This window comes from Pantoea sp. ICBG 828 (assembly GCF_002928355.1).
Lineage (GTDB): Bacteria > Pseudomonadota > Gammaproteobacteria > Enterobacterales > Enterobacteriaceae > Pantoea > Pantoea dispersa.
In genome coordinates, this window is record NZ_POWN01000002.1 from 21334 (window position 1) to 36197 (window position 14864).

The following is a 14864-nucleotide window of genomic DNA, read 5'->3' on the forward strand; positions in this document are numbered from 1 at the left end:
ATTCATGCACACCTGGAAACGGGGAGCGCATGTCCCGTTGTTTCCGTAGTAGGGTGCGCATTCATGCGCACCTGGAAACCGGGAGTGCATGTCCCGTTGTTTCCGCAGGGTGCGCATTCATGCGCACCTGGAAACCGGCACCCCGCGCTTAATTCACGGCCGGCGGAACAGCGCCAGGCTGCGGCCCTCCAGCTCAAAATCCTTCTCTTTGGTAATCACCAATCCCTTACTGGCGCTGTCGGAGGTGGTCAGCTCCAGCACCCAGCCGCCTTCACCAAACTGCGGGATGCGGAACGGCACATTGCCTTCAAACGGATTGAACAGCATCAGCACATCGTGCCAGATACCCTCTTCGGTTTGCAGATCCGGACGCCCAATGTACACGCCGAGCGTCGAGCCCTCGTCCCACTGTTCCGCCTGCTGAAAACCGCCGCCGGCGTTAAACCATTTGATCTCCATGCCGTCGCGCCAGCTTTCACGTCGCAGCAGCGGCTGCTGCGCGCGCAGTGCGATGATTTGACGGGTGAAATCGCGTAACGCATCAGCGGAAGCCGGCAGATCTTCCCAGTGCAGCCAGGAAATCTCGCTGTCCTGACAATAGCCGTTGTTGTTGCCCATCTGGCTGCGGCCAAACTCATCGCCCGCCAGCAGCATCGGTGTGCCGTGAGAGAAAAACAGCGTGGCGAGGAAGTTACGCTTCTGCCGCTCGCGCACCGCGTTGATGCCTTCGTCGTCGGTGGGGCCTTCGGCACCGTAGTTGTATGAACGGTTATCGTTATGGCCGTCGTTGTTATCTTCCCCGTTGGCATCGTTGTGCTTGTCGTTGTACGAGACCAGATCGTTCAGCGTAAAGCCATCGTGCGCGGTGATAAAATTGACGCTGGCCCACGGGCGGCGGCCGCGTTGATCGTACAGATCGCCGGAACCAAGCAGGCGCGCGGCAAAGTCGGTTGAGACGTTGTCGCCTTTCCAGTACTCACGCACCGTGTCGCGATATTTGTCGTTCCACTCAGCCCAGCCGGGCGGGAAACCACCCACCTGATAGCCACCAGGGCCGATGTCCCAGGGTTCGCCGATCAGCTTCAGCTTTGACAACACCGGATCCTGCGTCATGGCATCAAAGAAGCCGCCGCGCTGATCGAACCCTTCCGGCTCGCGGCCGAGAATAGTGCCGAGGTCGAAGCGAAAACCGTCGATATGCATCGATTCTGCCCAGTAGCGCAGCGAATCCGTCACCAGCTGCAGCACGCGCGGATGGGAGGTATTCACCGTGTTGCCAGTGCCGGTATCGTTGATGTAATAACGGTGCTGATCTGGCAGCGTGCGGTAATAAGAGAAGTTATCAATCCCTTTAAACGACAGCGTCGGCCCCAGTTCGTTGCCTTCTGCGGTGTGGTTATACACCACGTCGAGAATCACTTCGATGCCGGCATCGTGGAAAGCACGCACCATATCGCGAAAGCCCTGAATACCGCGCGGGCCAAAATAGCGGCTGGCAGGCGCGAAAAAGGCCAGCGAGTTATAGCCCCAGAAGTTTTTCAGTCCGCGATCCAGCAGATGCTGATCGTCCGGGAACCAGTGCACCGGCAGCAATTCCACTGAGGTCACGCCAAGGCTTTTGATGTAATCGACGGTAGATTTGTGGCTCATGCCGTCATAGGTGCCGCGCATCTCTGCCGGAATGGCCGGATTAAGCTGGGTGAAACCTTTGACGTGGGTTTCATAAATCACCGTGTTGGACCACGGAATGCTGGGGCGGTTATGGTCCTGCCAGTCAAACTCATTGGTATCAATTACCCGACACTTGGGGGTAAACGGCGCGCTGTCACGGGTATCCAGCGTCAGATCTTTATCTTCGTGCAGTAAATCGTAAGCGAAGTGCGCTTCATTCCAGTCGATGTTGCCCTGCAACTCGCGGGCGTAGGGATCAATCAGTAATTTGCTCGGGTTAAAACGGTGACCGTTTTCCGGATCGAACGGTCCGTGAACGCGATAACCATACAGCGCGCCGGGTTTCAGCCCGGGCACGTAGCCGTGCCAGATTTCGTGGGTATATTCCGGCAGATCGAAGCGGGCAATTTCATGCTGACCGCTCTCATCGTACAGACAGAGTTCGACCCGTTCCGCGTGTGCTGAAAACAGCGCAAAATTTACGCCGTCCCCATCAAAGTTGGCGCCGAGCTGGTGCCCCGATCCAGCGGTGATTTCTAAAGGTTTACCGTTAGACATTCAATCCTCTCCATCCAGTGAATAGATAGTCATATAAAACAACAGGTTTATCGGGGACACTACTGGCTAATCAGCACCAGCGGCGCGCTATAGCTCACATTGTCCAGCGTAACATCGTCATTAATCACTACGGTCTCGCCGGTCAGCACATTGCGATAGTGGCGATGCGCCAGCGATTCCGGCAGTGCCAGTCGGGTATGACTCCACTGTGCACCATTGAAAATCAGCCGTGGCGTAATCACCAGCAGCGCGTAGTCGCTGTCCTGACGGGCAAAGGCGATCACTTTTTCCGCATGTTCGCCCGATGCACTGAGCGGTTGATAATCACCAAAGCGGAACAACTGCGCATGGTCGCGGCGCAGATGCAGCAGGCGCGCTATCATCTGCTGCTTCAGGCGGCCGCTCAGCCAGTCCTGCTGGCTGGCGAAGTCCGGCGCGGCGTGGACATCCAGCTGCGCCGTCAGCTGAGCGAAATCCGGCTCGCGTCGGTTATCCGGATCGACCAGGCTGAAATCCAGCGCTTCGCAGCCCTGATAGATATCTGGCACGCCCGGCGCGGTCAGTTTGATCACCGTCTGGCTCAGGCTGTTAACCAGTCCGGCCCGGATGAACGGCTGCAGTGCGTGGCTGAAGTCCTGCAGAAACGCCGGATTGGTGGGTGACAGCAGCTGGCGGGCGTACTCCAGCACGGCATTTTCATAAGCTTCGTTGCTGTCCGCCCAGTCGGTGCGTAACTTCGCTTCGCGCAGGGCTTTTTCCACAAACGGCAAAAAGCGCTCGCGCAGCGCGTCCAGTGCCGCCGTGTCCTCCGGCTGCAGCGTGGTGGGCCAGACGCCGGCCAGCGCCTGATACAGCATCCACTCGACCGGCGGTTCGGGCGCCGGGCCGTCCGCCAGCGCAACCACGTGCGGCTGATTCATCTGGCGCCAGCGCGTCACGTTCTCCGCCCACAGCGCCGGCGCTTCGCTCAGGGTATACAGCCGCGCGCGCGCATCTTCGCCGCGCTTGGTGTCGTGCGTGGAGGTGCCGGACAGCCCATCCGGCTGATGCTGCAGTCGGGTTTGCATTTCGCTGTGGAAGCGTTCGAGCGAAAACGCGTGTGGCAGTGGTTCGGCACCCACTTCGTTGATCGCCAGCGCTACGTGATTGCGGAAAAACAGCGTGTCTTCGACCGATTTCGCCATCAGCGGGCCGGTCAGCTGCTGGAAGCGGGCGCGGAACTCTGCCGCATCCTGCTCGCCCTGTTCAGTGATCGCCCCCAGCAGTAATGCCTGCAAAAAGCTCAGCGCCGCAGGCGAGGCGCTGTGTTTAACCTGCTCCAGCACCTGTAATAGCAACGCTTCGCCTTCCAGCGGCATACCGGCTTTGCGGCCGTAGGTGCGATACACCGGGAAGGCGATCAGCAGTTCGCGCAGCGCCACGTGCAGCTCAGCCTCGCTGAAATTGCGATGCACCAGATCGGCTGCCTCGGTAGCCAGCGCCAGCAGGCGGCTGAATTCCCCGGCAAAGTTGCGATCAACCATAAGTTCACGTGCCGCACGCAGGCCAGCCGCCACGTCGTTACGTTCGGCGGATACCGCTTCATAGGCCAGATGCAGCATATCGATCTGATTATCATCAATCAGCGCATGCGATAGCGCGGCGATAAACTCGTAACCGGTGGTGCCGGACACTGGCCAGTCGGCGGGCAGTTGCTCACCGTCTGCGAGAATCTTCTCCACCGTGATATAGCACGCGTCGCCCGCGGCCTGACGCAGCTGTTGCAGATAGCCGAGCGGATCAGCCAGCCCGTCAACGTGATCGACGCGCAGCCCGCTCACCACACCGCTGTGTACCAGTTCAAGAATCAGGCGATGCGAAGCCGCGAACACCTCTTCATCTTCGACGCGCATGCCGACCAGCCCGGTAATTTCAAAGAAGCGGCGGTAGGAGAGCGCGCTGCGCGCCTCACGCCAGTTCATTAGCTGCCACGGCTGTTGCGCATGCAGTTCCGCGATGGCCGCGCGATCGCGCAACGCCAGCACCTCGTCTTTACGCTGCTGCCAGCTGGCGGGCGTCAGCGGGTAGTAACTGTCGTAATAGACCAGCGCCGGATTGCCGCTGTGCGGATCGGCCTTGATGCTGAGTTCATCATTGGCCAGCACGCGGTCAAAATCATCGCCAAGGAACGGCAGCGTCAGCCTGCGCGACCAGTCGATATCAAAGTAGCGCGCGTAGCGGCTGGCTTCCCCGTGTTCAATCACATCGCGCCACCAGGCATTTTCCAGCGACGCTGCCATGTGGTTAGGCACAATATCGAGGATCAGGCCAATCCCGGCCTGCTGCAGCGCCGCGCTGAGGCGGTCAAAACCGGCGCGTCCGCCAATCGCCGGGTCAATCTCATTGGCATCGGTGACGTCATAGCCGTGCGTCGAGTCTCGCGTGGCGGTAAAGATCGGCGAGGCATAGAGATGGCTGATGCCCAGCTGCTGCAGATAGGGCACCAGCTGCGCTGCGCGGTCAAAGGTCATGCCGTTACGGAACTGGATGCGGTAAGTCGCGGTTGGAATGCTCATTGCGCTGCTCCTTTTGCCAGACGCACGATGAGAGAGTGCTGCGGCAGTTCGCCGCTTTCCTGTGGCCACGCAAAGAGCGTCTCGCCGGGCATAGCGGGCAGCGGCTGGCTCTGCTGTCCAATATTCAGCGCCAGTGACAGCTGTCCCTGCGGGAACTGCCAGCTAACGGCGACAAAGCCCGGTGCGGTGCGCAGCATCTGGCCGTTGTGCTGGCGTGCATCCGGCAGCAGCGGCACGATGTGCTGCTGGCGCAACGCCAGTAGCTGGCGCGTGAGCGTCAGCCACGCCTGGCCTGCGGGATTTTCCACTTTGCTCCAGTCCAGTTTCGAACGCGTGAAGGTCTCTTCAGCATTGGGATCCGGTACCGTATCGTCATGACCGGCGTGACCGGTAAATTCGCGCGCCCGTCCTTCACGCACCGCTTTCGCCAGATCGCCGTGGAAATCGGTAAAGAACAGGAACGGGTTGGTTTCACCGTACTCTTCGCCCATAAACAGCAGCGGAATATGCGGTGACAGTAGCAGGGTGGCGAGCAGCACTTTGGTGCGATCGACACCGGCCAGGCTAATCAGGCGTTCGCCCTGGGCGCGATTGCCCACCTGATCGTGGTTCTGGATGAAATCGACAAACGCGACCGGCGGCTGGCCTGCGCTGGGTACGCCGCGCCGCTGGCCACTCTGTGGCGACAGCTCGCCCTGATAAGCAAAGCCCTCCGTGAGAATGCGCGCGATTAATTTCTCCGGTACGTCGGCGAAATCCTGGTAATACGCATGCGTCTCGCCGGTGGCAAAGACATGAATGGCATTATGAAAATCGTCGTTCCATTCACCGCTGAACAGTGGCGCGTTACCGTCCGCATCGCGCGGATGCAGGAAGATCACGTTGCGGCTGTCTTCAGTGGTGAGATGGATCGGGCGGGAGTGGATTTCGCTGCGAATGCGTTCGGCAATCTCAATCAGCACATGCTTGCTGGACGTATCCTCAATCTGGTCGATGGCATCGAAGCGCAGGCCGTCGAGGTTAAACTCCTTCAGCCAGTAGAGCGGCGCTTCGACGATATAACGCCGCGCGGCGTCGACATCGTACGCAATCCCGGCGCCCCACGGCGTCATGCGCTCTTCGTGGAAAAAGGCCGGTGCCAGTAGCGGCAGGTAATTGCCTTCCGGACCAAAGTGGTTGAGCACAATATCCAGCACCACCGACAGTCCCAATGCGTGCGCGGCATCGACAAAGGCTTTGAAATCATCCGGTGAGCCATACGCCGAGTGCGGCGCATACAGCAGAACGCCGTCATAGCCCCAGCCGCGCGTGCCGCCAAACTGCGATACCGGCAGCACTTCGATCATGGTGATACCGAGGTCGGCCAGCGCGGGGAGTTTTGCGATAGCCGCGCGGAAGGTGCCTTCGGCGGTAAAGGTGCCGATGTGCAGCTCGTAGACCACCGTTTCGTGCCAGGGCCGTCCCTGCCAGTCACGCTGCTGCCAGGCGTAATGCTGTGGGTCGATAACCAGAGAAGGGCCGTTGACATCGGCGCGTTGTGCCCGCGCGGCCGGATCGGGTACCGTGCTGCCATCGGCCAGCTCGTAGTGATATGCGCTGCCGTGACCAGGTCCGCGCAGCGTCAGGCTGAACCAGCCATCCTGCTGCGGCTGCATGGCATGCTGCTGACCATCGGCGTGAAGGGTAATTTGCTGCTGACCGGGTGCCCAAAGGCGAAACCGCACGCTGCCGTCAGCAAGGATTTCAGCACCCCAGGATTTTTCCAACGTTGTGGATTCCATTCTATTGCCTCGTTAAGCCCCGCACGGGGAATGGACGACATCAAGCGATTCGCGTTCCTTAAAACCATTTACTCTCTGAATACAAAAGACTAAATGCCCTGGTAGCAAACGGGTACGCAGATAAATCACTGAGTACCCTGAAAAATCATAGCCTATATTTTCAGATTTAATTCCCGCTGCGCTTTAAACAGTACCGTTACGTAAATTTTCCGTTTTGTTCGCTTAAGCACCTTTTAATCTCAGTCATAGGCTACGCTTATCTCTGCGCAGTTAACCGATGCGCGAAATAATGCCAGGCGGCACTGTCACCTAAATGAGGAGAACACTGATGAACGAAGATCGTATCAGCGGAAACTGGAAGCAGTTCAAAGGAAAAGTGAAAGAGAAATGGGGCCAGCTTACAGATGACGATTTAGACGTAGCCGAAGGGAAACGCGATCAATTAGTCGGCCGCATTCAGGAGCGCTACGGCTACGGTAAAGATCAAGCAGAGAAAGAAGTCAAAGAGTGGGAAGATAGTAATAAATTTAACTGGTAGTGTTGGTTATCCCCGGTACACTGATGTGCCGGGGTTTTGTTATTGCAGACTGCTGAGGTTTTTTGCCGGATAATTTTAAAATCCAGCTTGCGTTTATTTAATGCCATTTATTACTTAACCCGAAATTCATATTCAAACCTGTTTTTCCGCATTAATCCGGCTATTTCTCTGGCCTGACGCGGTGGTGAAACGGCAGTGCATCAGCCGTTGATAATCTTTCCCGGCCATCATCGCGTGAAGTGCTGTTCAGTCATGATTTTGCCCCACTGATCGCCCTGCCACTCGCGCGTCAGGGTGAAGCCTGCCTGCTCGTAGAGTCGTCTGGCCGCATCCAGCCCACTGAAGGTCCACAGTTGCGTTGCGCTAAAGCGCTGACGATCGCAGAACGCCACAGCCTCATGAAGCAAGCGTCGCCCGATGCCGCTACCGCGACACGTCTCGTCAAGAATAAACCAGCGCAGATGGGCCTGATTATTGCCAAGATCCTCTCCGTCAATCGCCACTGAACCGACAATATTATCGTTATGCACTGCCAGCCAGATTTGATTGCGCTCACTTCCCAGCCGTCCGGCAAACTCTGCCAGCCCGCTGGCGACTTTGCCTTCAAAATAGTGACCAAACTGATGATGCCGGGCATAGTAACGGCCGTGCATTTCGGCGATGCGGCCGATCATCCCGGGCCGGTAACCGCTGACGATGTCGATGGCACCTGAGGGAAGGGGCTGCGTGCCGGTCCGACAGCGGCGCAGGGAGTCAGCATAAGCGCTCAGTCCCTGCGCTACCGTGCGCTGCTGTGCCGGTTCAAGCCCGGCCAGCGCGGCCAGCACCCGTTGTGCCGCGTACTGATTGACTCTGGCAACGGTAGCCATCCCCTGCGCAGTCAGTTTCAGCCTTTTAATCCTGGCATCACTGCCGTCAGCGATTTCCTGCACTTCACCAGCCGCCACCAGTCTGGCCAGCATGCGGCTGACGCTCGATTTTTCCAGACCGAGCAAGTCCACTAACTGTGCAGCCGTCACTGTGCCCTGGGTTTCCATCTCCAGCAGCGTGTGGACAGCAGAAGGCGAATAGTCCGTTGCCGCCAGCGTCGGGCGCATAAACCCGAGTTCACGTACCATCAGTCGGGAGGCGGAACGTATCTGATTAACTAACGATTCAGTGGTCATGGTACAAACGCCCAGTGGTTATAAGGTTGTATAATACAACTATTAATCGGGCTGATTGTCAACAGACTAACCGGCGGCGCCAATACGGGTGAGGGCGAGCGCTCACCCTGGCAAGGCTGCATCGCATGAGGGGCAGGAATGAAGCAGCATGATGTTAAAGGGGCCTGCGGTGATCGTCCTTATTGAGCGAAAGCAGCGCGACAAAACTCACTACAGCGGTGGCCATCACATACCAGGCGGGAATGTCGGCGTTGCCGGTTTGCTTCATCAGGCCGGTAATGATCAGACCTGCGCAGCCGGAAAACAGCGCGTTGGAGAGCGAATAGGCCAGCCCCAGCCCGGTGTAACGCACGCGGGTCGGGAACATCTCGGCCAGCATCGCCGGTCCCGGTCCGGCCAGCATGCCCACCAGCGCACCGGCGATAAACACCACCAGCGCTTTGATCGCCATACCGCTCTCCGGATGCTGCAACACTTTCAGCAGCGGGAAAGCCAGCACCAGCAGCAAAAACGTCGCCAGCAGCATTAATGTGCGGCGGCCATAGCGATCGCTGAGTATGCCGGCCGGCAGGATGGTGGCGGCAAAGCCGAGGTTAGAGATCACCGCAATCAGCAGCGCCTGGTTAAAGCCGGTATGCAGCGCGGCCTGCAGATAGGTAGGCATGATCACCAGGTAGGTATAACCGGCGGCCGACCACACCATTAACCGGCCAATGCCCAGCCCGATAGCGCGCAGCGTGACACCCAGCAACGCCTGCTGTTGTGGTGCCGCCGGTGTCTGGCTGAACTGCGGTGATTCGTCGAGTCCGCTACGCAGCCACAGCGCCACTGCGCCGAGCGGCAGCGCCAGCAGGAAGGGAATACGCCAGCCCCAGGCGTTCATGGCGGCGTCTCCCAGCAGCAGCGGCAGTACTGCCACCACGCCCGCGCCCGCCAGCAGTCCGAGCGCCACCGTCAGCGACTGCCACGCGCCATAAAATCCGCGCTTGCCGGGCGGCGCCGATTCGGTCATCAGCGAGACCGCACCACCGTATTCTCCGCCGGCAAACAGTCCCTGCAAAATGCGTAGCAGTGTAATCAGCAGCGGCGCAGCCACGCCAATGCTGGCATAAACCGGGACCAGACCGATGGCGACGGTGGCCAGCGTCATCAATACCAGCACCGCGATCAGCACCGGTTTACGGCCATAGCGATCGCCCAGGCGGCCAAACAGTACTGCCCCTAACGGGCGAAAAAAGAACGCCACCGCGAAGGCCGCATAGGTGAGGATCAGGCTGGTGAGGGCGCTTTCTCCTTCCAGCTGAAAGAAATGTTTAGCGATCAGCGTGGCCATGAAACCGTACACGGCGAATTCATACCACTCGATAAAATTGCCGACGGATCCGGCAATCAGTACGCGCTTTTGATTAACGGCGGGAGACACGGCAGATGACATCATTAACCCTTAATGAGTAAAAAACAGTCAGAGAATGTCATTCTACCGCAGCCCGGGGCGATTATCTGAGCTATAAGTCTGACGCAGGGCACAAAAAAGGTGCGCATTGAGCGCACCTGATGTGAATATCAGCGGGGATTATGCTGGCTGCTGTTTTTTACGGCTGCGCTGTTTACGCAGTTTATCAATCAGTTTATGCGCCTCGGCTTTAGTCGCCACCGCAGGGGATGAACCTTTCAGTGGCTTACGTGCTGTCTCACTCAGTGTCAATACCGTTAACAAACCAATCACGCCGGCACCCATCATGTAATACGCCGGCATCATGGTATTGTGCGTAGTGTCGACCAGCCATGCGGTAATTAACGGTGTGGTGCCACCGAACAGCGAGACTGACAAATTAAAGCCGATAGCCAGCGCGCTGTAACGAATATCGGTGACAAACAGTGCCGGTAATGTCGCTGGCATGGTGCCGCTAAAGCAGGTATGCAGTAAGCCCAGCACGGCCAGACCGGCAAATACCCATAGCATGTTGCCAGAACCAATCAGCATAAACGCCGGGATCGCCAGCACTAATAATCCCAGCGCGCCGAAACCAATCACCGGTTTACGGCCGATGCGGTCGGTGAAATGGCCCCACATTAAGGTCAGCGGCATCATGATAAACATCACCACCATCACCAGCAGCAGACCGGATATTTCGCTCAGCCCCAGAATGCCGGTTAAATAACTCGGCATATAGGCGGTCAGCATATAATTAGACACGTTAAACAGCAGCACCAGACCAATACACTTCAATAGCGGCTTACTCTGCGTGCGCAGCATTTGCCACAGCGTGAGCTGCGGCTTGTTATGTTCGGCCTCTTCACGCTTATCCATGTGCTCTTTAAACGCGGGTGTCTCTTCCAGCTTCAGGCGGATATACAGGCCAAACAGCCCCAGCGGCGCGGCCAGGAAGAACGGTATGCGCCAGCCCCAGTCCATCATCGCCTGATGCGGCAGCAGCGCAATCATACCGGTCACCAGGCTGGCGCCCAGCAGATAACCGGCCAGCGTACCAAACTCCAGGAAGCTGCCCATAAAGCCGCGGCGTTTGTCGGTGGAGTATTCCGCAATAAAGGTGGCGGCACCGCCATATTCACCGCCGGTGGAAAAGCCCTGCACCAGACGCGCCAGCAACAGCAGGATCGGCGCGGCAATACCGATACTGGCATAGCTGGGAATAAGGCCAATACAGAAGGTACCAATCGACATCATAATCATTGTAAAGGCCAGCACTTTCTGCCGGCCAAAGCGATCGCCGAGTGGACCAAATACCATGCCGCCAATCGGGCGCACTAAAAACGCGGCCGCAAAAGTACCAAACGACGCAATAAGCTGCGCGGTATTACTGGCGTCCGGGAAAAATACCTGGCCGATAATCACGGCAAGGTAACTATAAACGCCGAAATCAAACCACTCCATGGTATTACCCAGCGCTGCGGCGCTGACGGCGCGTTTCAATAATTTGTTGTCAATGACGGTAATATCGTCAACGGTCAAATCAGGTTTATTGGTCATCGTTCCGGTGCTCATAAACTCCCCATGAGTAAAATTGGAGCGATCTTATAGCTTTCGCAGCCGGCACTTCACAAAGGGAAATGAAAGCTATAAGAGGCTGAAAGGCGGTCACCTTAGGAAATATTTTATCTTTACGCAAGTTTGCGACATATATCCTTGCAATTAAGCGTAGCGTTAGAGTATGAGACTGTCAAAAGGCGCAGCGGCTGAAATAACCCATTATGCTGATGCTTAAAGCTGATAGCATTCTGCACATGATATTCTTTGGTGAGGCGATGATTTATAGGGAAATATGCTGCATTGCTACAGGATAAGAATGTCGACTTTGATAAATTTCATACGTTACTGGCAAGTACATCACCAAAGGATTTGGCTGAAAGGAATAGCCAGACTGTTGCCATGCTGGACACCAACCTGCGCAGCCAGTCTCGTAGCGGATTGTCATTGATGACGTCGCTGCATATCGTGGTCTGGCTCAATGACTGTCTTGTCGCGTTAATTATCGTGATTGTCGGCTGAATACATCTTTCAGCCCCTGGGAAAGCAATGCGCGTGATAAACCGCTACCGTCCACCGGAATCAACGTCCTGCGATGAATTTTCCATTGGCCCGCAATGCGTTTTAACTCCCAGCGATTCACTACAACGCGGTGTATGCGATACCCAGGAGAGCTGCCGTGATTGGCCAGCATGCGTGATTCGCCTTTATCATCCAGATAAATTAACTGTAAATAAGAGGTGACTACCGCGCTGTCTCCGCGCAGATCAATCAAGGGTAATCCGGTAAAATGCGCTAATCCGTTAGCCAGTGCTTCCTCATGCTCAGGCCGCAAAATAAAGGCGGCTATCGCCTCTGCACCCTCCGCGCCATCAAGATGAGGACCGCGATTGAATTCACTCTTTTCCAGATAAACCGATAATGTATATTCCGCCATTGCAGTATCTGCGCTGGGAGGATGTGACGCAATCAATTCATAAATCGCCAGTTTGTCTTCGATAATTTGTAATCTCTGCGCTAATTCAAGGTTTTCCTGCAGCATAAAGTGCTCCTGATATTATTTATTAATTATGATTTGAGTGATTATAACGAGATACTTACAGGCGTGAAGTTCCTGTATCTTAATGGTGTGTTAAGTGGCAATTAATAAAGGACATCAATAATGATTAACAGCGCGGAGTATCTGGCTTTACGGGCTTTCGTCGTGGTTGCTCAGCAACTGAATTTCAGAGCCGCTGCGGAAATATTAGGGGTATCTGCGTCAGCCGTCAGTCAGCAAATCACCGCGCTGGAAGCACAACTCGGGCAACGTTTGCTGAACCGGACCACCCGGGCGGTATATCTTACCGATGATGGCAAGTCCTTGTTTCTTCAGACTGCACCCATTATGACTAATCTGCATGAGACCCTGCAGCAGGCACACGCCAGAAGCCAGGATATTAAGGGGCTGATTCGCGTTCATGCTTTTCGATCGGGTGCTGAAATGTTTCTTGATCACAATATTGCCGGGTTTCTTACTGATTATCCCAACGTGCAGCTGGATATCACAACCAGCGATGCGTCGGTCGATCTGAGCCGCGGCGGCTATGATTTATCACTGCGCTTAGGCGAGGTGCTGGAACCGGGATTTGTTGCTATTCCATTAGGCAAGCCGCTCCATCAGATTGTGGTCGCTGCGCCAGCATATCTGGCAAAGCATGGTGCGGTTGAAGTCCCGGAAGATCTGATCAATCACAATTGCATCGGCTGGCGCTGGCCGGGAAGTAGCAGGGTAGAGCCCTGGCAGTTCTTAAATGAGGGGAAAATTTTTGATATTCCCGTGCACGGAAATCTGGTGGTAGACGATCGCGAAAGGCAGCGGCAGGCCGCTATTGCTGGCGCAGGTATTGCCCAGTTAACGGCGGAACGGGTCAGTGCATTGCTGGCCTCCGGCAAGCTTTGTCGCCTTCTGCAACCCTGGGAGATGGAATTCCCGGGTTATTCACTTTGCTGGATAGCGGGTAAAGCCATGTCACCTGCCATGCGCGCGTTTATACAATGGCTTCGCATAAAATAACCCTGCCCGGAGTGTGCCAGCGCACTCTGTTCACTTCGATTAATCACCACGTTTTTAGCTCATCTTCGCCCGGCTCGCCCCTCTTATAAACGTTTACCAGCGGCTTCACGCTGAAACGTTTCATATCTCATTTCCGTACTCAGCCCATTGAAGAGTGTTCAGCGGATGTATACAACAGAACTTGTATACAAGTGCATTTTTTATCCATGTCACCAACACCGGGAAAGACCATGCAAAGTACAGATACTGAAATTGAAAAGCGGGTGATCCGTAAACTGTCGTGGCGACTGATTCCGCTCCTGATTGGCTGCTACGTGATTGCGGTGATCGATCGCGCCAATATCGGCGTGGCCGCCCTCACCATGAATGCCGATCTCGGCATCAGCGCCGCCAGTTTTGGCCTCGCCGCCGGTCTGTTTTTCCTGCCTTACGCCATCCTCGAACTGCCCTCCAATCTGCTGATGGAAAGGGTGGGCGCGCGCTGGTGGATCGCCCGCATTATGGTGACCTGGGGCATCATCTCCGGTGCGCATATGTTTGTGTGGAGTGAAAACAGCCTCTATGTGATGCGCGCGCTGCTGGGTGCCGCTGAAGCCGGTTTCTTCCCCGGCATCGTGTTTTATCTCACCCTGTGGTTTCCGGTGGCGTGGCGCGGACGCATTATCGCCTCGTTTATGACCGGCATTCCGATTGCGCTGATTATCGGCACACCGGTTTCCAGCCTGTTGTTAGAACTGCACGGATGGCTGGGGCTGCGCGGCTGGCAGCTGATGTTTCTGCTGGAGGCCATTCCGGCGATTGTGCTGGGATTGATCGTCCCCTTTGCGTTGCCCGATCGGCCGAAAGATGCCCGCTTCCTCAGCGCAGATGAGCAGCACTGGCTGGTGACAACACTGGCTGCTGAGCGGCAAAAACTGCCTTCGCGCGGCCACGGCGGTCTGCTGAAAGCGCTTTTCAGCCCGCTGGTGTTGTTGTTCAGCCTCACCTATTACGGACTGGCGAACCTCAACGGCGCAGTGAGCACCTTCCTGCCGCTGATCATCAGCGAAACCGGCTTAAGTCATGTTCAGACCGGGTTCATCACCATCATCCCTTACGTATTTGGTCTGGCCGGCATGCTGGTGCTGGGACGTATAGCCGATCGTCCCGGGTCACGGCTGCTGGCCAACTATCTGGCGCTGATCTTCTCCTTTGTCGGGCTGTTATGCGTCGCGTGGTTCGATAACTCGCTGGTGAAAATGATGTTTTTGTGCTGTTCGGCATTTGGCTTTTTCGGCGCGATGCCGGTGTTTTGGGGATTGCCCGCGCAGTTTATCCCGGCGTCCGTGGTGGCGGGTGGCCTCGCCCTGATCAATGCGCTGGGCAGTATTGCCAGTGTGGTGAATCCGTGGGTCATCGGCGTGATACGCGACCGCAGCGGCAGTTATAACGGCGGATTTTACTGGCTGGCGGCGATGGCGATGCTCTCGATCATTACTCTGAGCATCATCTTTCGTCGCCAGCGTTTACCGGCTTATCAGGCCAGCAATGAACAACGTGAGGGGCAGTAG

General features: G+C 56.5%; 10 protein-coding genes. 3 read left to right on the top strand and 7 right to left on the bottom strand.

The features are described 5' to 3' along the window. Window positions 1-153: 153 nt before the first annotated feature. From glgX to treZ, 3 genes are read right to left on the bottom strand one after another with little or no spacing between them, the layout of a single operon-like run. Entirely contained in the window at window positions 154-2229 is a 2076-nt protein-coding gene (glgX, locus tag C1Y43_RS04640; RefSeq protein WP_058770500.1) for a glycogen debranching protein GlgX, read from the bottom strand. Window positions 2230-2288: 59 nt separating this feature from the next. Continuing rightward, entirely contained in the window at window positions 2289-4784 is a 2496-nt protein-coding gene (treY, locus tag C1Y43_RS04645; RefSeq protein ID WP_104187167.1) for a malto-oligosyltrehalose synthase, read from the bottom strand. Continuing rightward, on the bottom strand, window positions 4781-6565 hold the full coding sequence (treZ, locus tag C1Y43_RS04650; RefSeq protein WP_104187169.1) for a malto-oligosyltrehalose trehalohydrolase: 1785 nt from the start codon (window positions 6563-6565) through the stop codon (window positions 4781-4783). The genes treY and treZ overlap by 4 nt, the downstream gene beginning before the upstream one ends. Window positions 6566-6893: 328 nt before the next feature. On the opposite strand from treZ, the gene C1Y43_RS04655 reads away from it, so the two are divergent. Beyond that, a complete protein-coding gene (locus tag C1Y43_RS04655) occupies window positions 6894-7103 on the top strand; it encodes a CsbD family protein (RefSeq protein WP_021509571.1) in 210 nt (69 codons plus the stop codon). A gap of 227 nt (window positions 7104-7330) precedes the next feature. Here the strand turns inward: C1Y43_RS04655 and C1Y43_RS04660 are convergent, their stop codons facing one another. The 4 genes from C1Y43_RS04660 to C1Y43_RS04675 all read right to left on the bottom strand — a co-directional run bounded on the left by C1Y43_RS04660 (window position 7331) and on the right by C1Y43_RS04675 (window position 12300). Beyond that, on the bottom strand, window positions 7331-8269 hold the full coding sequence (locus C1Y43_RS04660) for a bifunctional helix-turn-helix transcriptional regulator/GNAT family N-acetyltransferase (RefSeq protein WP_104187170.1): 939 nt from the start codon (window positions 8267-8269) through the stop codon (window positions 7331-7333). A 154-nt stretch (window positions 8270-8423) separates the two neighbouring features. Next, window positions 8424-9704 (bottom strand): MFS transporter, encoded by a 1281-nt coding sequence (locus C1Y43_RS04665; RefSeq protein WP_369974300.1) that lies wholly within the window; start codon window positions 9702-9704, stop codon window positions 8424-8426. A 138-nt stretch (window positions 9705-9842) separates the two neighbouring features. Continuing rightward, window positions 9843-11276: a glycine betaine/L-proline transporter ProP gene (gene proP / locus C1Y43_RS04670; RefSeq protein ID WP_031280122.1), complete on the bottom strand. Its 1434-nt coding sequence runs from the start codon at window positions 11274-11276 to the stop codon at window positions 9843-9845. 484 nt (window positions 11277-11760) lie between these two features. After that, complete coding sequence (locus C1Y43_RS04675) at window positions 11761-12300, bottom strand: nuclear transport factor 2 family protein (protein WP_104187173.1); 540 nt, start codon at window positions 12298-12300, stop codon at window positions 11761-11763. Between the two features lie 120 nt (window positions 12301-12420). Between C1Y43_RS04675 and C1Y43_RS04680 the strand changes: the two genes are divergently transcribed. Together C1Y43_RS04680 and C1Y43_RS04685 are read left to right on the top strand one after the other, a co-directional pair. Beyond that, window positions 12421-13314 (top strand): LysR family transcriptional regulator, encoded by an 894-nt coding sequence (locus C1Y43_RS04680; RefSeq protein WP_104187175.1) that lies wholly within the window; start codon window positions 12421-12423, stop codon window positions 13312-13314. A 230-nt stretch (window positions 13315-13544) separates the two neighbouring features. Beyond that, window positions 13545-14864: an MFS transporter gene (locus C1Y43_RS04685; RefSeq protein ID WP_058775106.1), complete on the top strand. Its 1320-nt coding sequence runs from the start codon at window positions 13545-13547 to the stop codon at window positions 14862-14864.